This is a genomic window from Aliidongia sp., assembly GCF_035943795.1.
Classification (GTDB): domain Bacteria; phylum Pseudomonadota; class Alphaproteobacteria; order ATCC43930; family CGMCC-115725; genus Aliidongia.
The window spans coordinates 16,576-37,286 of the sequence record NZ_DASZBY010000085.1 but is presented as its reverse complement, the minus strand read 5'-3'; the positions used below and the strand labels follow the sequence as shown (position 1 = coordinate 37,286).

Annotated in this window: 14 protein-coding genes; 5 read left to right on the top strand and 9 right to left on the bottom strand. The window is 64.9% G+C overall.

Annotation, left to right across the window (positions count from 1 at the left end; translation table 11 throughout):
* Nucleotides 1-56 precede the first annotated feature (56 nt).
* Nucleotides 57-1,178 (bottom strand): EAL domain-containing protein, encoded by a 1,122-nt coding sequence (locus VGV37_RS15380; protein ID WP_326880567.1) that lies wholly within the window; start codon nucleotides 1,176-1,178, stop codon nucleotides 57-59.
* A 307-nt stretch (nucleotides 1,179-1,485) separates the two neighbouring features.
* Here VGV37_RS15380 and VGV37_RS15375 point away from each other — a divergent pair, with 307 nt between their 5' ends.
* Nucleotides 1,486-2,241 (top strand): SDR family NAD(P)-dependent oxidoreductase, encoded by a 756-nt coding sequence (locus VGV37_RS15375; RefSeq protein ID WP_326880566.1) that lies wholly within the window; start codon nucleotides 1,486-1,488, stop codon nucleotides 2,239-2,241.
* A gap of 152 nt (nucleotides 2,242-2,393) precedes the next feature.
* Here the strand turns inward: VGV37_RS15375 and uvrA are convergent, their stop codons facing one another.
* Nucleotides 2,394-5,246 carry an excinuclease ABC subunit UvrA gene (gene uvrA, locus VGV37_RS15370; RefSeq protein ID WP_326880565.1) on the bottom strand — a complete coding sequence of 951 codons (2,853 nt, stop codon included), beginning with the start codon at nucleotides 5,244-5,246 and terminating at the stop codon, nucleotides 2,394-2,396.
* A 280-nt stretch (nucleotides 5,247-5,526) separates the two neighbouring features.
* Between uvrA and VGV37_RS15365 the strand changes: the two genes are divergently transcribed.
* The 4 genes from VGV37_RS15365 (at nucleotide 5,527) to VGV37_RS15350 (ending at nucleotide 10,818) form a co-directional block, all read left to right on the top strand.
* Entirely contained in the window at nucleotides 5,527-8,463 is a 2,937-nt protein-coding gene (locus VGV37_RS15365; protein ID WP_326880564.1) for a phosphoenolpyruvate carboxylase, read from the top strand.
* 74 nt (nucleotides 8,464-8,537) lie between these two features.
* Nucleotides 8,538-9,077 (top strand): single-stranded DNA-binding protein, encoded by a 540-nt coding sequence (ssb, locus tag VGV37_RS15360; RefSeq protein ID WP_326880563.1) that lies wholly within the window; start codon nucleotides 8,538-8,540, stop codon nucleotides 9,075-9,077.
* A gap of 236 nt (nucleotides 9,078-9,313) precedes the next feature.
* Nucleotides 9,314-10,078 (top strand): substrate-binding periplasmic protein, encoded by a 765-nt coding sequence (locus VGV37_RS15355; protein WP_326880562.1) that lies wholly within the window; start codon nucleotides 9,314-9,316, stop codon nucleotides 10,076-10,078.
* Between the two features lie 89 nt (nucleotides 10,079-10,167).
* Entirely contained in the window at nucleotides 10,168-10,818 is a 651-nt protein-coding gene (locus VGV37_RS15350; RefSeq protein WP_326880561.1) for a hypothetical protein, read from the top strand.
* Nucleotides 10,819-10,863: 45 nt separating this feature from the next.
* Here VGV37_RS15350 and mmsB read toward each other — a convergent pair whose 3' ends face one another.
* The 7 genes from mmsB to VGV37_RS15315 all read right to left on the bottom strand — a co-directional run bounded on the left by mmsB (nucleotide 10,864) and on the right by VGV37_RS15315 (nucleotide 20,607).
* Entirely contained in the window at nucleotides 10,864-12,072 is a 1,209-nt protein-coding gene (mmsB, locus tag VGV37_RS15345) for a multiple monosaccharide ABC transporter permease (RefSeq protein ID WP_326880560.1), read from the bottom strand.
* Nucleotides 12,069-13,604, bottom strand: coding sequence for a multiple monosaccharide ABC transporter ATP-binding protein (gene mmsA / locus VGV37_RS15340; RefSeq protein WP_326880559.1), 1,536 nt, complete (start codon nucleotides 13,602-13,604; stop codon nucleotides 12,069-12,071). The genes mmsB and mmsA overlap by 4 nt, the downstream gene beginning before the upstream one ends.
* 169 nt (nucleotides 13,605-13,773) lie before the next feature.
* Entirely contained in the window at nucleotides 13,774-14,835 is a 1,062-nt protein-coding gene (gene chvE / locus VGV37_RS15335; protein WP_326880558.1) for a multiple monosaccharide ABC transporter substrate-binding protein, read from the bottom strand.
* A 347-nt stretch (nucleotides 14,836-15,182) separates the two neighbouring features.
* Entirely contained in the window at nucleotides 15,183-16,502 is a 1,320-nt protein-coding gene (gene fahA, locus VGV37_RS15330) for a fumarylacetoacetase (RefSeq protein WP_326880557.1), read from the bottom strand.
* Nucleotides 16,503-16,512: 10 nt separating this feature from the next.
* A complete protein-coding gene (gene hmgA / locus VGV37_RS15325) occupies nucleotides 16,513-17,802 on the bottom strand; it encodes a homogentisate 1,2-dioxygenase (protein WP_326880556.1) in 1,290 nt (429 codons plus the stop codon).
* 87 nt (nucleotides 17,803-17,889) lie between these two features.
* Nucleotides 17,890-18,255: a hypothetical protein gene (locus VGV37_RS15320; protein WP_326880555.1), complete on the bottom strand. Its 366-nt coding sequence runs from the start codon at nucleotides 18,253-18,255 to the stop codon at nucleotides 17,890-17,892.
* 9 nt (nucleotides 18,256-18,264) lie between these two features.
* Nucleotides 18,265-20,607, bottom strand: a complete 2,343-nt coding sequence (locus tag VGV37_RS15315; RefSeq protein ID WP_326880554.1) for a PAS domain S-box protein — start codon at nucleotides 20,605-20,607, stop codon at nucleotides 18,265-18,267.
* Nucleotides 20,608-20,711: the final 104 nt, after the last annotated feature.

Sequence of the window (20,711 nt, the reverse complement as noted above, 5' to 3'; positions counted from 1 at the left end):
TCGGATGAAACTAAGGGATCGTGCCTGCCCTCACAAGCGCCCGTGCCGGAAAACCGTCAGCGGGGCCGGCCGGTCGCGGTCCGCGGGGCGACCAGTTGGTCGATGAAGCGGCCCTGATACATGGCGATGCCGATGCTATGCCCGAAACGCAGCGCGTCTTCATTGTCGACGTGGCACATGATGACCTTGGTCTTGCCGGTTCGTTCGACCATGTCGCGGATCTTGGCTTTTTTCTCGGGCAGGCGATCGTCGCCCATGTTGGATTTCCACTGCAGCTTGACGAGGTCGATGCCCAGTTGCTCGCGGTCGACGACCGGCAGGGTCAGCTCGTTCAGCCCGTCGAGGCACAGGCGATAGCCGCGCTCGCGGGCGAAATCGCGGGCGAAGGTGAAGGCGGCGATGTCGGCATAGACGTCGAGCATCTGCAGCTCGATCACGATCGTGCCGCGTGCACCGGCCTTGAGCGAACTGTCGAAGGCCATGAATTCCTTGGACAGGATGGTCGAGACGTTGAGATTGACGCTGAAGGAGTTGGAGATCGCCGGGTCGTCGTTCTTGCCCAGCATCGCCAGCATGCGCTTGTCGAGCGTCTCGGTCAGGTACTGGAACAGCCAGCGGTTGGCCAGGATGTCGTAGTTCGGCAGCACCAGCTTCTGCAGGTCGCCGATCGAGATGAACAGCTCGCGGAACAGAGGCTGGGGCGCCTGGGTCGACAGGATCGCGAAGACCGCCTGCCGGCGCAGCAGGTTGGACAGGTCGGCCTTGGCGATGATGTCGATGAGCTCGCCCAGGCGATGGGCATTGATCGGCGTCTTGGCGCCGTGGGCACCGCCGGTACCGGCGATCTGCGCCAGGCGCTTCTGGCGCTTCTGGACGTCTTCGTAGAGCGCCTGGGCGACGGCGCGCAGGTCGTTATACTGCCTTTCCAGGTCGTACCAGGTGCAAAAGCCGTCGACCTCGTCGCTGTCCTGCACCAGCGGGTCGTCCGTGAACAGGTAGCGCAGGCGCATGACCGCCTCGTCGATCTCGCTCGGATCGACGTCGCGGTAGATGAAGAACAGGTCCTGGTTGGCCAGGCGAAACATCTGGCCTTCGAACGACCGGACCTGGTTCTCGAACGTGCTGGCGGCAATGCGCAGATGATGGTCGCGCCGGTTTTCCGAGCGAAGCCGGGACAAGTGGATATGAACAGCGCGACGGCCTTCGCGATGACGCGACAAGCGGTCGACCTGCTCCAGGAGCCGATACTCCTGGTCCGACGAAATTTCTTCCTGACCTGACCTAGACATCATGCCTCACGTGCGGGCGCCCTCATCAACAACCGATTTCCGCAAGCGGTTTCTGCTGGCTGCCATTGGAGCCCATTTGTGTTAACTCGGTGTAAACCCTGTTGCACTAGGGGCGCCACTATCGGTCGCCCGTAGGAATAAGCGCCTGGTCCGCCATCTAGACCGCTGCGACCGATCGACCAGAGGGAAAATGAAGATGTTGAAGGCAGATCTGTCGGGCAAGCGGGCGCTGGTAACCGGCGGCATTTCCGGTATCGGCCGCGCGACGGTCGAACTGCTGGCGCGGTGCGGCGCCCGCGTCGCGGTCAATCATCTGGCCGATGATCCGCGCGCCGCCGACGTGTTGGGCGAATTGAGCGGGCAAGGCTTCGACGTCGTTGCCGCCCCCGGTAGCGTGGCCCTGGCCGGCGAGGCGGAGCGCATGGTCGTGGCGGCCGTCGACCAGCTCGGCGGGCTCGATATTCTGATCAACAATGCCGGCACGCCCGCTGCCGCCGTTCCCGTCGATTTCGCCGATCTCGACCGGATGGACGAGGCGTTCTGGCAAACGATCCTCGCGACCAACCTCATCGGTCCGTTCCGCTGTGCCCATGCCGCGGCGCCGGCGCTGAAAGCTGCTCGGGGCGCCATCGTCAATACCGCCTCGGTCGCCGGCCTCGATCAGGCGGGCAGCTCGATCGCTTACGGGGCGTCCAAGGCCGGGCTGATCAACCTGACCAAGAGCCTGGCGCGCGCGCTGGCCCCCGACGTCCGGGTCAATGCGGTGGCGCCCGGCCTGGTCGACTCGCCCTGGACCAAGGATTGGCCCGAAGACCGCAAAGCACGGACCCGGGCGATCACGCTGCTCGACCGGCTGGTCCAGCCGGCGGAAATCGCTGAGGCGATCCTGTTCCTGGCGGTCCATCCGATGGTGACCGGGCAGGTGCTGGTCGTGGACGGCGGGCGGCGCTAGCGTGGGCGGGGTTTAACGCCGCTTCATCGCCGGTCATTCTGGTCGCCGCAGGCAGGGACAGGCAACGGGATCCGAGGCCATGCGGCATCACCAGCTTTCGGCCATGATCGTCACGTCCGGACCTGCGGGAGCCGCCCGACCGGCGCCTGTCCTCAGGCCCGCTTGCGCTTGGTCTCCGCCGCGCGCGCCAGATACGGCGCCAGATACCGGCCGGTATAGCTTTCCGCAACCTCGGCCACGTCCTCCGGCCGGCCCTCGGCAACGATCCGGCCGCCGCCGGCACCGCCCTCGGGGCCGAGGTCGATCAGCCAGTCGGCGGTCTTGATCACTTCCAGGTTATGCTCGATGACCAGCACCGTGTTGCCCTGGTCGACCAGGGTGTGCAGCACCTCCAGCAGCTTGCGGACATCCTCGAAATGCAGGCCGGTCGTGGGCTCGTCGAGGATGTAGAGCGTCTGACCCGTAGCCCGGCGCGACAGTTCCTTGGCCAGCTTGACCCGCTGCGCCTCGCCGCCCGACAGCGTCGTCGCTGATTGGCCGACATGGATATAGCCGAGGCCGACCTGTTCCAGGGTCTTGAGCTTGTCGCGGATCGCCGGCACCGCCTTGAAGAACTCGGCGCCATCCTCGACCGTCATATCGAGCACGTCGGCGATCGACTTGCCTTTGAAGGTGATGTCGAGCGTCTCGCGGTTGTAGCGCCGGCCTTTGCAGACGTCGCACTGCACGTAGACGTCGGGCAGGAAGTGCATCTCGATCTTGATCAGCCCGTCACCCTGGCACGCCTCGCACCGGCCGCCCTTGACGTTGAACGAGAAGCGGCCGGGCGCGTAGCCGCGTGCCTTGGCCTCGGGCAATCCCGCGAACCAGTCGCGCATCGGCGTGAAGCAGCCGGTATAAGTCGCAGGGTTCGAGCGCGGCGTGCGGCCGATCGGCGACTGGTCGATGTCGACGATCTTGTCGATCCGTTCCAGCCCGTCGATCTTGTCATGGGCAAGCGGTTGCTCGCGCGCGCCGTTCATCCGCTTGGCCAGCGACTTGTACAAGGTCTCGATGATCAGCGTCGACTTGCCGCCACCCGATACGCCGGTGACGCAGGTGAAGGTGCCGAGCGGGATCTTGGCTGACACGTTCTGCAGGTTGTTGCCGCGGGCGCCGACGATGCCCAGCACCTTCTTTTTGTCGATGCGGCGTCGTTCGGTCGGCACCGGGATCGACCGCTCGCCGGTCAGGTAGAGCCCCGTCAGGCTGTCCGGATGGGCCATCACCTCGGCCGGCGTGCCCTGGGCGATGATCTGGCCGCCATGGGCGCCGGCGGCCGGTCCCATGTCGATCAGGTAGTCGGCCGCGCGGATCGCGTCCTCGTCATGCTCGACCACCAGCACCGTATTGCCGATGTCGCGCAGGCGCCGCAGGGTCGCCAGCAGCCGGTCGTTGTCACGCTGGTGCAGGCCGATCGACGGCTCGTCCAGCACATAGAGCACCCCGGTCAAGCCGGAGCCGATCTGGGAAGCGAGGCGGATGCGCTGGCTCTCGCCGCCCGACAGGGTCGCCGACGCGCGCGCGAGCGTCAGGTATTCCAGGCCGACATTGTTGAGGAAGCCCAGGCGGTCGTTGATTTCCTTGAGGATGCGATGGGAGATCTCGGTCTGCTTCGGAGTCAGGCTCTGGGTCAGGTTGGCGAACCAGCGGCCAGCATCGGCGATCGACAGGGCCGTCGTCTCGGAGACATGCAGGCCGCCGATCTTGACCGCCAGCGCTTCCGGCTTGAGGCGCGCGCCGCCGCACACTTCGCAGGTCTGCTGGTTCTGGTAACGCGACAGCTCGTCCCGGATCCAGGCGCTATCGGTCTCTTTCCAGCGCCGGTCCATGTTCGGCACGATGCCTTCGAACGGCTTCGAGGTCGTGTAGTTGCGCAGGCCGTCGGCATAGGTCAGCGGCACGATCTTGCCGTCCGAGCCGAACAGGATGACCCGGCGCGCGTCCTCGGGCAGTTCGGCCCAGGGCGTCTTCATGCTGAAGTGATAGTGCTTGGCGAGGCTCTCGAGCGTCTGCGCGTAATATTGCGAGGTCGAATTGGCCCAGGGCGCGATGGCGCCGTTCGCGAGCGATTTGCGTTCGTCAGGCACGATCATGTCGGGATCGAAATACATTTTGGCACCCAACCCGTCGCAGGCCGGGCAGGCACCGAACGGGTTGTTGAACGAGAACAGCCGCGGCTCGATCTCGTCGATGGTGAACCCCGAGACGGGACAAGCGAACTTGGCCGAGAAGGTCGTGCGCTCGCCGCCGTCGGCATTCTCGGTCAATACCAGCCCGTCCGACAGTTCGAGCGCGGTTTCGATCGAGTCGGCCAGGCGGTTGCCCAGTTCCGCCGACACGACGACGCGGTCGACCACGACCTCGATATCGTGCTTCAGCTTCTTGTTGAGCGCCGGCGCATCCTCGATGTCATGGAGCGTGCCGTCGATCTTGACCCGCTGGAAGCCGCGCTTCTGCAACTCCAGCAGCTCTTTGCGATACTCGCCCTTGCGGCCGCGCACGACGGGGGCGAGCAGCAGCAGCCGCGTGCCTTCCGGCATGGTCATGATGCGATCGACCATCTGGCTGACGGTCTGGCTTTCGATCGGCAGGCCGGTCGCGGGCGAGTAGGGGATGCCGATGCGGGCATAGAGCAGGCGCAGGTAATCGTAGATCTCGGTCACCGTGCCGACGGTCGAGCGCGGGTTCTTCGACGTCGTCTTCTGCTCGATCGAGATGGCCGGCGACAGGCCCTCGATCGAATCGACGTCGGGCTTTTGCATCAGTTCCAGGAATTGGCGGGCGTAGGCCGACAGGCTCTCGACGTAGCGGCGCTGGCCTTCGGCATAGATCGTGTCGAAGGCCAGCGAGGATTTGCCGGAGCCGCTGAGCCCGGTGATGACCACCAGCTTATCGCGCGGAATGTCGACGTCGACGTTCTTGAGATTGTGCTCACGGGCGCCGCGCACGCTGATCTGCTGCATCAGGAAATTCTTCCGTATGGGGGTCGCGTGACTATATGGGGCGACGGCCCGGAAAATCGACTCATGTCTGTCCTGCACGACGAGAACAAAACAGGACCACGGTACAACATGTTGGCCATAGAGCAAAACCTATCTTGCGGGCCGCGGTTTCGTCGGACGCTTGCTGAAGTGCACTGCACAATGCGATAAGATGGAAAGTTACAAATTTCCATGTCGTGAGAAACTAATGCTTGCTGATTCAGGGGCCGAAAGAGCTGATTTCGATCGCGTGCAACGCAGCATGCTGGCTTCGCGCCTGCGGGCGCTGCTGGCCGGATCGGCGGCCTCCACGGCGGATGGCGCGACGCTCGAACGGCTGTTGCGCGAGCGACTCTTCGTGCTGGCGGAGCAGGCGGAGGTCGATCCATTCGGCAATCCGATCCTGCTGATGGCGCTCGAGATCTCACGCATGATGGACGGTGGGCAGGCGTCGCCCGAAGCGATCGACCAGCTGGTGCAGCGGTTGTCGGTCAAATCCTTCGCCGATCGGGTCGACCGGCAGGTGCGCTATCTGGGCGATACTGATCCCCAGGCGAATGCGCTCGCGATCGCTGCCGTGGTGCGGACGATCGCCGGCACGCCGCTGCTGTCGTTCGACGCGTTTCGTACGCGGATCGAGCGCGCCGTGCTGGGCATCGTGCTGACCGCGCACCCGACCTTCGGCATGAAGATCGAGCTGTCGCGCGCGCTGATGCGCATGGCGACGGGTCGCGAGGAGGCGGGCGGTCCGCTGGGGGCGTCGGCCGGCGCCGATACGTTGCGCGAGGTCATGAACGCCGATCACCTGCCGCCCGGCAACCTGACGCTCGCGGTCGAGCATGATTTCTCGATCGAGGCGCTGGGCCACATCCAGGACGCGCTGGACCGGACCAACGAGATCGTGCTCGACGTCGCGGCCGAACTCTATCCCGACCATTGGAGCCAGCTGCGGCCGAACCTGATCACGGCGGCCTCCTGGGTCGGCTACGACCTGGACGGCCGAACCGACATCGCCTGGAGCGATACGGTGGCGAAGCGTCTCGGCGTCAAGCTCGCGCAGTTGAAGCGCCATCAGCTCGCGATCGCGCGGATCGGCGGGGCCGACCCGGCCGTCGCCGACGCCTTGGCACCGGCCGGAACGCTGCTGGACGGGGCCGTCACGATGGTCGAGCAGCAGCAGGTCCTGCTGGCCGCAGTCGCCGGCCATCCGGAACGGGTCGGCGACCTGTCCCATCTGTTCGTCACCGGGCGAGAGGCCGGGCTGGTCACGGCGGCGCCGCTGCGGGCGGTCGTCGCGGCGGCACTGGCCGCGACCGAGGATCGGACGATCCAGCGCGACCTCGTCACGCTCGACGCCAGCCTCGCCAGCCACGGGCTGGGCCTGGCCCATACTCATGTTCGCCTGAACGCGACCCAGTTGCACAATGCCATCCGCAAGCAGGTCGGCATGGAGACGGCGCCGAACGATCCGAGCCATCGGCGCAGCTATCACAATGCGATCAACGACCTGCTGGGGTCGGTCACGCCGGTGACGGTCAATTTCGCCGACCTGATGGCCGAGCGGGCGACCGCCAAGCGCCTGTTCATGATCGTACGGCAGATGGTGAAATACGTCGATGCCGACACGCCGGTCCGCTTCCTGATCGCCGAGACCGAGGCCGGCTTCACCTTGCTGACCGCGCTCTATTACGCCCGCCTGTTCGGCGTCGAGGACCAGGTCGAGATTTCGCCGCTCTACGAGACCGCCGAGGCGCTGGAGCGCGGCGACGGCATCATCGAGGAGGCCCTGCGCAGTCCGCACTACAAGGACTATCTGAAGCGCACCGGCCGGTTGACCGTGCAGTTCGGCTTCTCCGATTCCGGGCGCTACCTCGGCCAGATGGCGGCGACCTTCATGATCGAGCGGCTGCGCCTGCGCCTTGCCGGACTGTTGGAGCGTCACGAACTGACCGACGTGCAGATCGTGCTGTTCAACACCCATGGTGAATCGATCGGCCGCGGCGGCCATCCGTCCAGCCTGGCCGACCGGTTGCGCTATGTCAGCCCGCCGGTGACGCGCGCCAATTTCGAGAAATTCGGCATCGCGGTGAAGGAGGAGGTGAGCTTCCAGGGTGGCGACGGCTTCCTGCCGTTCATGGGTTTCGCCTCGGCGCTGGCGGTGATGCGCGGCGTGTTCGAAACCATGCTGTTGCCCGACCCCGAAGCGATCGACGACCCGATCTATCGCGAGAACGACTATGCGGTCGAATTCTTCGCGACCATCCAGCAGCTGTTCGAGAGCCTGGTCGAGGATCCGAACTACGCGGTCCTGGTCAGCGCCTACGGCGCCAACCTGGTGCCGCGCACCGGCTCGCGCCCGACCAAGCGCCAGCACGACGGTTCGGCGCGCGCCATGGAAGTGACCCATGTCTCGCAGATCCGCGCGATCCCGAACAACGCGATCCTGCAGCAGCTGGGCTTGCTGGCCAACACGCTGTTCGGCGTCGGCCGCGCGCGGGCCAAGGATCCGGAATTATTCGACGAGCTGTGTCAGCGCTCGCCGCGCTTCCGCCGCGCCATGGTCATGGTCGAGACGGCACTGGGCTTCAGCGACCTCGACGTGCTGCGCGCCCATATCGACACGCTCAATCCCGGCATGTGGCTGTCGCGCTCGGCCCGGACCCGGCGGCCGGAGCGGGCGATGGAGCTGCGCGGCGTGTCGAGTGCCTTGGAACGGCTCGACCTGCATCCGGCGCTGATCAAGCTCTATCGGAGACTGCAGGCGGATTTCCTCGACCTGACCGACCGGGCCGGCGCCTATGGCGGCGGGCTCGAAGGCAAGCTGGAGCCCGATCGCCAGCACACACTCGTCCTGTTGCATGTCGTGCGCCTGGCGCTCATCCACCGGATCTACCTGCTGGCCATGCATGTACCGGATTTCTCGCCGCACCACGGCCTGATGCGGGCCGACATCGTGACCCGGTTGATCCGGCTCGACGTGCCGGGCGCGGTGCAGCTGCTGAAGGAGATTTTCCCCAAGGTCGACGATGGCGCGGTGCCGGCGGCGGCGGGCAGCGACGAGCCCTCGACCTACGAGGGTGAGGCGGCCCAGGGCTACGCGCGCGAGCATGAAACCCTATTCGATCCGCTGCTGGCGCTCTATGCCCAGGTGCTGCGCCTGTCGAACGCCATCGCCTATCAAATCGGCGCGGTCGGGTAAACTCGGGCTTGCGTCGCCCGGGTCTTCCAGCCTACCTCATGAGCATCGATTTCAATGGCGCATAGGGGTGTTTCATGGCCGGTTCGGTGAACAAGGTCATTTTGATCGGCAATCTCGGCAAGGACCCCGAGATCCGCTCGACCAACGACGGCACCAAGGTCGCCAGTCTGACGATTGCGACCTCGGAAAACTGGAAGGATCGCACGTCAGGCGAGCGCAAGGAGCGCACCGAATGGCATCGCGTGGTGATCTTCAACGATCGCCTGGTCGACGTGGTCGAGCGGTACGTGAAGAAGGGCGCCAAGGTCTATATCGAGGGCGCGCTGCAAACCCGGAAATGGACGGATAATTCCGGTCAGGAGCGCTACACGACCGAGGTCGTGCTGCAGAAGTTCCGCGGCGAGCTCACCATGCTCGACAGCCGCCAGGGTGGCGGCGGCGGCGGCGGCGGTGAGTTCGGCGACGACGAAGGCGGCGGCTACAGTAGCGGTGGCGGAGGTGGCGGCTATGGCGGTGGGTCGCGCGGCAGCTCCAGCGGGGGCGGCGGCGGTGGGCGTAGCGGTGGCGGCGGGCCTGCCCCAGCGACCGATCTCGATGACGAGATCCCGTTCTGAGCCTTTCCAAAATCTGATGTTGCAAGAATGGTCGGACCTCAGGTTCCGGCCATTTTTGTTTTTCGCGAGCATCGACCGGCTTGCCGGTACGGATTGCAGCTGGCTTTCAGAAGTCGCGCGGCCGGTAGGATTCCGTCAATCCTTGTCGGGCAAGCTGTCCGCGCGGCCGTGGCCGCGGTTTGGAGTGAGAGGACGCTCCATCGGGAAGCGTCGGTCGCCGGTATGGGAGAGGTGCAGTGCGCGGCTTCGGTCTGCTGGCGCTGATCGCGTGTTTCCTGGGTGCCGGTTCCGCTGGCGCCATGGCGGGGGATTTGCCCCATCTGCGCCTGTTCACCAGCTCGCAGACGCCGCCCAAGACCTATCTCGACCAGGGTAAAGCTACCGGCTATCTGGTGGAAATCTCCGTCGAAGCGATGCGCCTCGCGGGCTACGAGCCTGAAGTCGAGGCAATTCCCTGGGCACGCGCCGTCGCCGCCGCCGAGGCCGGGGAGGGCGTGATCACTGCATTCTCCCACACGCCGGACCGTGACCGGCTGTTCGAATATTCCGATGTGGTCTTCGAGGATCGTGTCGTGCTGGTGACCCGGCGCGGCGCCGACTTTCCGTTCGAGAGCCTGAAGGATCTCGCCGGCCGAACGATCGGCATCCAGCGTGGCAGCAGCTACGGTCCCTCGCTGGAGGCGGCGCTGGACACGTTCAATGCGGTGCGCGACAGCGGCCATGTCGAGCGCCTGAAGATGCTGGTCGCCGGCCGGATCGAGGGTGCAATCGTGTCGGGCGGCACGCCGGCCGTGATGTTCAATGCCAGTGCCGCCGGCATCGAACTGCGCAATCTGGTGATCCATTCCACGCCGATCGCGATCGACCCGAACTACATGGCCATCGCGAAGAGCCGGCCCGACGGGGCCGAGGTTCTGGGACGGATCAATCGGGCAGTCGAACAGATGAATCGTGACGGTATCATCCGCAAGATCATCGCCGCCTATGAGGACGATTTCTGAGCGGTCGCGGCGAGTGGACCGGTTGTTTTTCCGAGGAGTGGTCCTTTCGGAGCTGCATTCCTACGACATAGGGTAACGCACCATCGTCAATGGCGATGCCGCAGACGCGAGCGGCCTTTCTTTCAGAGAGTTGCGAGCCCATCCCCATGAAACGACGGCTTCGGATCGGCACTCTGCTCTGCGGCCTGGTCGCCATCCTCCCGCCGTTATCGGGCTGTGCCTCGCAGACCTCCGCCGCGGCGCCGTCAAGCGCGGTGCGGCCGGCCGTGCCGCAAGACGGGCAGAAGGATTTCGATTTCGAGATCGGCACTTGGAAGACGAGCCTGTCACGCCTGGTGCATCCGCTGACCGGATCGACGACGTGGGTTGGGTACGAAGGCACGACGACCGTCCGAAAGGTCTGGGACGGTCGCGCCAACCTGCTGGAGCTCGAGGTCGACGGTCCGCCGGGGCATATCGAAGCCCTGTCCCTTCGGCTTTATGATCCCGTCTCGCGCCAATGGAGCCTCAATTTCGCCAACAGCAGCGGCGGCGGCTTCGGCTCGCCCACGGTCGGTGCTTTCGAGAAGGGCCGCGGCGAATTTTATGACCAGGAAACGCTGAACGGCCGGGCCATCCTTGTGCGCTTCGTCATCTCCGACATCACTCCCAGGACGTGCCACTTCGAACAGGCCTTCTCGCCGGATGGCGGCAAGACATGGGAGGTTAACTGGATCGCGACGGACACGCGCATCGATTGAGAATTCGGCCCGTTGCCGCGACCCGTGCGCGGCGGGTCCGAGCGGTCACGACCGGTTGCGGTTGTAGACGTCGAAGCACACGGCGGCGAGCAGCACCAGGCCCTTGATGACCTGCTGCCAGTCGATGCCGACGCCGACGATCGACATGCCGTTGTTCATGATGCCCATGATGAAGGCGCCGATCACGGCCCCGGTCACCTTGCCGACGCCGCCGGACGCCGAGGCGCCGCCGATGAAGCACGCTGCGATGACGTCAAGTTCGAACGACAGGCCGGCCTTCGGTGTCGCGGTGTTGAGCCGGGCGGCGAACACCAGCCCGGCCAGGGCCGCCAGCACGCCCATGTTGACGAAGGTGAGGAACGTCAGCCGTTCGGTATTGATGCCCGACAGCCGTGCCGCCTTCTCGTTACCGCCAAGCGCATAGATGCGGCGGCCGATCGTCGTGCGCAACGTCGCGAACGTATAGAGCGCGATCAGCACGATCATGATGATGAGGACGTTCGGCAGGCCCTTGTAGGACGATAGCAGGTAGCCCAGCCCCAGGACGGCGACGGCCATGACCACGTGCTTCAGCCAGAAGAACAGCGGCGATTCTTGCGAGATGCCGTTCTCCAGCCGCTTGACGCGATTGCGCCAGGCCAGCCCGACCAGAGAGGCGGTCAGCAGGATGGTGAGGACGAGCGACGTGACGTTGAGCTTGCCGCCGGCCAGCACGTCCGGCAGGAAGCCGGAACTCAATTTCTGAAAATCGACCGGGAACGGTCCGATCGACTGGCCGGCGAGCGTCACCAGGCACAGGCCGCGAAACACCAGCATGCCGGCCAGGGTGACGATGAAAGAGGGGATCTTGAAATACGCGATCCAATAGCCCTGTGCGGCACCGATCAGCGCGCCGGCCGCCAGGCACAGCAGCGACGTCAGGATGAAATTCAGATGGAACTGCACCATCAGCACAGCGGCGAGCGCGCCGATGAAGCCCGAGACGGAGCCGACCGACAGGTCGATGTGCCCGGCGACGATGACCAGCAGCATGCCCAGCGCCATGATGACGATGTAGCTGTTCTGCAGCACCAGATTGGTGAGATTGAGCGGCAGCAGCAGCGCCCCGTTCGTCGTCTTCTCGAAGAAGAGGACGATGACGGCGAGCGACAGGATCATGCCGTATTCGCGCAGATGCCCGCGCCACGCCCCCTTTGCCGGCGGCTGGGGCGGGCGGCTTTCCTTCGCCGCGGGGACTGTGAACTTCAGGCTCATGACGCTCTCTCCCCGGCCTTCACGATCGATCTCATGATCTTTTCCTGCGACGCGTCGGCGGCCGGCATCTCGGCGACGATCCGGCCTTCGTTCATGACGTAGATCCGATCGCAGACGCCCAGCAGTTCCGGCATCTCCGACGAGATCATCAACACCGCTTTGCCCTCGTCGGCGAGATGATTGATGATCGTGTAGATCTCGTATTTGGCGCCTATGTCGATGCCGCGCGTCGGCTCGTCCAGGATCAGCAGGCGCGGATCGGCATAGAGCCATTTGCTGAGGACGACCTTTTGCTGGTTGCCGCCCGACAGGGTGCCGGCGGTCTGCAGAATGCCCGAGCAGCGGATCTTGAGCTGGCGCCGATAGTCGTTGGCGACGGCGGCCTCGCGGCCGTCGTCGATCACCAGATGGCGGGACACGCCCCGGAGGTTGGCGAGCGAGACGTTGTGCAGGATGCTGTCGTCGAGCACGAGGCCGTAGTGCTTGCGGTCCTCTGTCGCATAGGCGACGCCCTGGGCGATCGCCTTCTGCACCGTGCCGAGATCGACTTCCTTGCCTTCCAGATAGGCCGTGCCGGTGATGTTGCGGCCGTAGGAGCGGCCGAACACGCTCATGGCGAACTCGGTCCGGCCGGCCCCCATCAGGCCGGCGATGCCGACGATCTCGCCGCGCCGCACGTTGAGGTCGATGTCCCGGATGACCTGCCGCCCGGCATGGCGGTGGTGCTGGACGCTCCAGTTCCGAACCTCGAACAGCACGTCGCCGATCGCCGGCGTGCGCTTGGGATAGCGATCGTCGAGCGCTCGACCGACCATGTTGCGGATGATGCGGTCCTCGCTGATCGGCTCGGCGCGGCAATCGAAGCTTTCGACCGTGGCGCCGTCGCGCAGCACCGTGATGCTGTCGGCCACCTTCGAAATTTCGTTCAGCTTGTGCGAGATCAGGATCGAGGTGATGCCCTGTGCCTTCAGCGCCAGCAGCAGGTCGAGCAGCACGTCGCTGTCGCTTTCGTTCAGGCTGGCCGTCGGTTCGTCGAGGATCAGCAGCTTTACCTCTTTCGACAGCGCCTTGGCGATCTCGACCAGCTGCTGCTTGCCGACGCCCAGATGAGTGACGAGCGTCTCCGGCGGCTCGTCCAGGCCCACGATGTCGAGCAGCGCCTTGGTCTGGTTCATCACCGCCAGCCAGTCGATCACGCCGTGGCGAGCGCGCTCGTTGCCGAGGAAGACGTTCTCGGCGATCGACAATTGCGGCACCAGGGCCAGTTCCTGATGGATGATGATGATGCCCAGCTTTTCGCTGTCGGCGATGGTGCGGAAGTGTTGTTCTTCGCCCCGATAGACGATCTGCCCCTGGTAGGAACCGTGCGGATAGACGCCGCTCAACACCTTCATCAGGGTCGACTTGCCGGCGCCGTTCTCGCCGACGATGGCGTGGATTTCGCCGCGGCGCACCGCGAGGGTGACATTGTCGAGAGCGTTCACTCCCGGGAACGTCTTGGTGATGCCTCGCATCTCCAGGATCGCGTCCATGGCTTCCTTCCCCTTCGAGACCGCCAACGCCGTGGCGGCCCCTTGGTTTCGCCAACGCTGGAGCACGATGATCTGAGGCCGGCCCGGCCTCAGATCTGAAACGCTCTCCAAACCTATAACTAGAGACCGGGCCACCGATCAAACCGAGTCGGTTTGTTCGGATCAGGCTCTAGTGCAGCTGGCTTTCCTTGTAATAGCCGCCGTCGACCAGAACCTGCTTCCAATTGCCGGCATCGACCTCTACCGGCTTCAACAGATAGGCCGGCACGACCTTGATGCCGTTGTTATAAGTCTTGGTGTCGTTGACCGGCACCGCCGTGTTTTTCTCGATCGCCTCGACCATGTCGACGGTGACTTTGGCCAGTTGGCGCGTGTCCTTGTAGATCGTCGAATGCTGCTCGCCGGCGATGATCGACTTGATCGACGGGATTTCCGCGTCCTGGCCGGTCACGATCGGCATGGGCTGGCCGGCACCGCCGTAACCAACCCCCTTCAGCGACGAGAGAATGCCGATGCTGAGCCCGTCGTAGGGCGACAGCACCGCATCGAGCCGCTTGTTGCCGTAGTAGGCGCTCAGCAGATTGTCCATACGTGCCTGGGCGACGGCGCCGTCCCAGCGCAGGGTCGAGACCTTGTCCATACCCATCTGGCCGCTGCCGACGACCAGTTTGCCGCTCTTGATGTAGGGATCGAGCACCGACATGGCGCCGTCGTAGAAGAAATAGGCATTGTTGTCGTCGGGCGAGCCACCGAACAGTTCGATGTTGAACGGACCCTTGCCTTGTTTCAGGCCGAGCGCCTTTTCGATCGAGGTCGCCTGCAGCACGCCGACCTGGAAATTGTCGAAGGTCGCATAATAGTCGACGTTGGGTGATTTGCGGATCAGCCGGTCGTACGCGATGATCTTGATCTTCTTGTCGGCCGCCTGCTGCAGCACGTCCGACAGCGTGGTGCCGTCGATCGCCGCGATCACCAGGATCTTGTCGCCCTTGGTAATCATGTTCTCGATCTGCGCGAGCTGGTTCGGGATGTCGTCCTCGGCATATTGCAGGTCGGTCTTGTAACCCTTGGCCTCGAACTGCTTGACCATGTTGTTGCCGTCGTCGATCCAGCGCGCCGAGGATTTCGTCGGCATGGCAATGCCGATCGTGTCCTTCTCCTGTGCCCGGGCGCCAGGGGCGAGCGCCATGGAACCCAGGATCATGGCGGTCAGTATGAATTTCACCGTCATCGCATTCCTCCCGTTCATCGCTTGCGGCGGCCGATATGTTTCGGCTGTCTGTCGCTATTTATGATCAGTACCGCGTCATAAATATGTGGGTTTTCCGTGTTCTCGCAGCCGGTTTTGTTGGCTGAGAGGGTTCGGCAGGTGCTTCAGGTAACCCATCTTATGCGAGAAAATCGAAAATTTCGCGGCAATCTTCGCGTAATTATTTGTAAATGAATGATTTTAAAAACAACTCATACATATCAATGGACTGGCGTCATGACCCGAAGCGGCCGTATTAATGTCTACCGGCATGACAAAAAGGCCGGCCTAGAGGGCCGGCCTTTTCCGATCGGGTCCGCGAGGATGCGCTAGATCGCCGGTGCGACCCTGCCGCGGCATTCGCCGAAGCCGATGGTGACGAAGCCGTCGCGCCGGCACCGGGCGCGGAAGATCACCTCATCGCCGTCCTCCAGGAACCGGCGGGTCTCGCCGGAGGGCAAGGCCAGCGGCTTGCGGCCGCCCTCGGTGATTTCCAGCAGGCTGCCAAAGCTGTCGGTCGTGGTACCCGAGATGGTGCCGGAGCCCAGCAGGTCGCCCGGCGCCAGGTTGCAGCCGCCGGACGCGTGATGGGCGACCAGTTGCGCAGGCGTCCAGTAAAGCTCGCGCGTGTTGCTGCCGCCGATGCGGACCGGCTCTTCGCCGGCCATGCGTCGGCCTGCGGTCTGCAGGAAGACGTCGAGGCCGATGTCGATCGCGCCGGCCTGTTGGTCGGCGTCGTCCCACAGGTAGTCGAGCGGCCGGGGATCGCCCTCGGGCCGCACGTTCTGCGCGGCGCGGAACGGCGCCAGCGCTTCCGGAGTCACCAGCCAGGGCGAGACCGTGGTATGGAAGCTCTTGGCCAGGAACGGGCCCAGCGGCTGGTACTCCCAGCCCTGGATGTCGCGCGCGGACCAGTCGTTCAGCAGGCAATAGCCCACGATATGGTCTTCCGCTCCTGCGATCGGGATGGTCGTTCCCAGCCCGTTCCCCGGGCCGATCCAGATGCCCAGCTCCAGCTCATAGTCGAAATTTCGCGACGGACCGTAGCTGGGAAATTCCTCGGTCGCCGGCTTGCGCTGGCCGTTCGGCCGGATCACCGCGCCGCCGGACGCCCGCACCGACGAGGCGCGGCCGTGATAGCCGATCGGCACGTATTTATAGTTGGGCATCAGCGGATTGTCGGGCCGGAACAGCCGCCCGACGTTGGTCGCGTGATTGATGCCGGCATAGAAATCCGTGTAGTCGCCGATCCGGGCCGGCAAGTGCAGCGTGCAATCCACCGCCTTGTGCAGCAGCACCGTGCGATAGCCCTCGACCTTGGCGCGCTCGCCACCGGCCTCGTCCAGCAATTCCGAGAGGCGACCACGCAGCGCCACGCGTGCGGCACGGCCCTGTGCCATCAGGGGATTGAGCGTGGGACCGGACGCCGCCTCCGCGGCCTCCCTGATGGCGCCGGAGAACAGGCCGAGGGTGACGGCTTCCTTCAGGTCGAAGATCTCGTCGCCGATCGCCACACCGCCGCGCGGGCTTCCGTTATGCGGCTGGAAGATGCCGAACGGCAGGTTCTGGATCGGGAAATCGGCATGGCCGTGGGCACTGGAGATCCAGCTGCGACGGGACTGGGCGTGCGTCTGATCCAGTTGGGTCATGGGGTGCGCGTCACTTCCGGAAATTGCTGCCGAGCCCGTCCCAGCACGCATCGTAATCCTGCTGCAGTTCCGGCGCCGCGAGGGCCCAGTCGGTCGGCCTGATGACCCAGCGGGTCTCGAACATGAAGGCCAAGGTATTGTCGATCTTGTGCGGCTGCAATTCCGCCCCGACCGCCTTGTCATAGCTTACGAGATCGGGACCGTGACCCGACATGCAATTGTGCAGGCTCATGCCGCCCGGGGCGAAACCGCCGGCCTTGGCATCGTAGGTACCGTGGATCAGGCCCATGAATTCGTTCATGACGTTGCGATGGAACCAGGGCGGCCGGAAGGTATGCTCGGCCACCATCCAGCGCGGCGGAAAGATCGCGAAATCCGCGTTCGCCGTGCCCGGCTGCTCGCTGGGCGCGGTCAGCACGGTGAAGATCGACGGATCGGGATGGTCGAAGCTGACCGTGCCGATCGTGTTGAACTTCGCGAGGTCGTATTTGTAAGGCGCGTAATTGCCATGCCAGGCGACGACGTCGAGCGGCGAGTGATCGAGCGTGGTCGCCCACAGGTTGCCCTGGAATTTCTGAACGATCTCGACCGGCCGCTCGACCTCTTCGAACCAGGCGGCGGGGGTCAGGAAATCCCGGGCATTGGCCAGTCCGTTGGCGCCGATTGGACCCAGTTCGGGCAGGCGGAACAGCGCGCCGTGGTTCTCGCAGACATAACCGCGCGCGGCGCCATCGGGCAGCTCGACCCGGAAGCGCACACCGCGCGGCATGACCGCGATCTCGCCGGGCGCGACCTCGAGCCGTCCCAGCTCGGTGAACAGGGCGAGGCGGCCCTGCTGCGGCACGAGCAGCAACTCGCCGTCGGCGTCGTAGAACACCCGGTCGACCATCGATCGGTTGGCCCGGTAGACATGGATCGACACGCCGCTGCCGGATCCGACGTCGCCGTTCCCGGCGACCGTCGCCAGCCCGTCGACGAAGTCGGTCGGCGCGACGGGCAGGTCGAGCGGATCCCAGCGCAGCCGGTTGGGCGACGCCTCGTCCGCGAACCGGCCGCCGATCAGGCCGTTGTCGATGCGGCGATAGGGCTTGTGGCTGGCGGTCGGACGGATGCGATAGAGCCAGGAGCGCTTGCTCTCGCCGCGCGGTGCGGTGAAGGCCGTGCCGCTCAATTGCTCCGCATAGAGACCGAGCGGCACCCGCTGCGGCGAATTCTGTCCTTCGGGCAAAGCGCCCGCGATCGCCTCGGTCGCGAAACTGTTGCCGAAGCCCGAGAGATAGCCGCCGTCAATCTGGGTCATCGCGCTCCACCCTCGATTATGGTTTCATTTGAAACTATATATAGCCGATCGGCACCCTCCCGTCCAGGACCGAGCCACCTCGGCGCCTCATACCGTCACCAGCGTCCCGTCGATCACCGCCTTGCGATGGAGCATGCGCAGCAGGTGACGGTCCCGGTCGCCGATCCGCCCTGCCTTCAGCGCGTCGCGCAGGGCGGCGAGACGCAGCTTCAGGATATCGGACACCTGGGTCGCCGCCAGCAACTCGTCGAGCTTGCGCAGGTCGGCCTTGTCGGATGAGCGCTTCGGAACCGCCGTGGCGGGCGCGGGGCTCAGCAACTTGTCCCAGTCGCGACCGCCGGCGCGCACCATGGCTTCGATATGGCGCGCCGCGTTCAGCACCTCGCCGTCATGGGCGGAACCCAGCATGCCCAGCAGCTTGATCAGCCGCTCGCGGTCGAATTTGTCCGGCATCGGCGCTCGTCAGGTCGCCGACGCCAGAAGCAGCGCCCGCAGCTTCTCGGCGAGATCGGCCGGGCGATAGGGCTTCTTCAGGAAATTGGCCGAGCTGACCAGGCCGCCCTCCTGGGGCTGGGTGTCGGAATAGCCGGACGTGAACAGGATCTTCAGGTTCGGCCGGCGCTTCTGGATCTCGCGCGCCATCATGACGCCGTCGAGCAGCCCGGGCATGACGATGTCGGTCAGGACGATGTCGATCTCGGGATTGGTCTCGGTCGCGACCAGGCCGGCATCGCCGGTCTCGGCTTCGATCACCCGGTAGCCCAGATCGTCCAACACGCCGCAGGCATATTGCCGGACTGCCTCGTCGTCCTCGACCACAAGCACGGTCTCGCCCCGGCCCAGACTTACTTCGCGATGGGGCTGGGCCGCATCGGGCACCATCTTGCCGAGCGCGCGCGGCAGGTAGATCAGGACGCGGGTGCCGGTGCCCTCCGTGCTTTCGATCACGATATGGCCGCCGGACTGGCGCACGAAGCCATAGATCATGCTCAACCCCAGCCCGGTGCCACGGCCCTGGGGCTTGGTCGTGAAGAACGGTTCGAACACGCGATCCAGCACGTCCTGCGGCATGCCGGTCCCGGTGTCCGTGACGGTCAGCAGCACGCTCGAGTCGAGCCCGGGCGGCAGGCCCAGCACCATGCTGGAACGTGGTTGGGCATTTTCCGTCTCGATCGTGATCCGGCCGCCATCGGGCAGGGCGTCGCGCGCGTTCAGGATCAGGTTCAGCAGCATGCTCTCGACTTGGTTGCGGTCGACCAGGCTCTGCCAGAGTGCCTCGCCCGGCCGGAAATCGATCTCGATCCGCTCGCCCACCGTCTTGCGCAACAGGTCGCGGATGCCGGAAATCACCGCATTGAGGTCGAGCGGCTCCGGCTGCAGCTGCTGCTTGCGCGAAAAAGCCAGCAGCTGTTGGGTCAGCCGTTCGGCCCGGCTCACCGCCATGGAGGCTGCAGCGGCCAGACGCTTCACGTCCGGCCGGTCGGTCAGCCGCATCTCCAGCAGTTCCAGATTGCCGGCGACGATCGTCAGCACGTTGTTGAAATCATGGGCGATGCCGCCGGTCAGCTGACCCACCGCCTCCATCTTCTGTGCCTGGCGCAAAGCCTCTTCCAACCCGCGCTGCTCGGTCGTCTCGTGCAGGAAGGCGACGCCGCCCAGGATGATGCCGGCCTCGCCATAGACCGGGGCCACGGTCGCCTCGAAGAAGCCGCGCCGACCGGCCGTGGAAAAGACGAACGGCTCGTCCGCGATCGTCACGGACCGGCCGTTGATCGCCGACTCCATGGCGTCGAGCACGCCGCTGGCGCCGTAGCCGTCGCCGAACAGTTCGGGCCGCCGGCCCAGGATCTCGTCGGCATTGACGCCGGTCATGCGCTCGAGCGCCGAATTCCACAGCGTCAGCTTCAGGTCGCGGTCGAACGCGAAGACGCCCTGTGGTGAACTGCGCACCAGCAGCTCAGAGAATTCGCGCTCGCGCTTCAGGGCGGCCTCGGCTCGATTGCGGTCGGTGACGTCGACCAGCAGGGCGAAGGACTGACGGAAGGCGCCGGTCTGGTCGCGCTCCAGGCGCGAGGACAGCAGCACATCGACGATTTGGCCGTCGTGCCGGATGAATTCATAGGGTTCGTCGCGCACCTCGCCGACCGCGAGGAATTCATCCCAGTGGCTTTCCTGGAAACGGACCGCCGATCGGGGCACCATGAATTCGCTCAGATGACGGCCGATCACCTCGTCGCGTTCGTATCCCAGCATGGTCAGCCAATAGTCGCTGACGCCGATCAGGCGGCCGCCGGCGTCGAGCGAGTGCATGGGGGCCGGCGAGCGGTTGTAGAGCGTGCGATAGCGGTCCTCGGACTGTCGCAGGCTCTCCGCGGCGGCGCTGCGCTCCCGGATCTGGATCGACAGGTCGTCGTTGATCTGTTCGAGCGCCGAGGGCGAGGGCAGGACCAGCGCGTGCCGCAGCATCGGCCAGATGAGGATCGCCGTGACCACGGAGATTGCGGCCGTCAACGCCTTCGCCAGGCCTTCAGCCGCATAATCGGCGTGCCACAAGTTCCAGACACTGAAGAAATGGGTCGTGCCGCACGCGATGATGAAGGCCGCGAACAGGCCGATGAGGCCGGTGAATTCGACGCTCTGGCGCCGGGCCAGGAACAGGAGCAATGCCACGGGAATGGAATAATAGGCGGCACCGATCGCCAGGTCGGAAAACACATGCAGCCACAACAGGTCCGGCCGCCAGAAAAGACAGGTCCCGTGGGCGAGCAAGGTCGAGCTGTCGAAAAAATTGGCGAGCGCGCTCATCGTGCGGGATATTCCTTCGGCGCAGGCCGGACGATGCGGCCGTCAGCAGAGCGTTGGAAGGTACGGCGGAAACGCGAGGCGAATACCCTCTCTATACCCCCGGA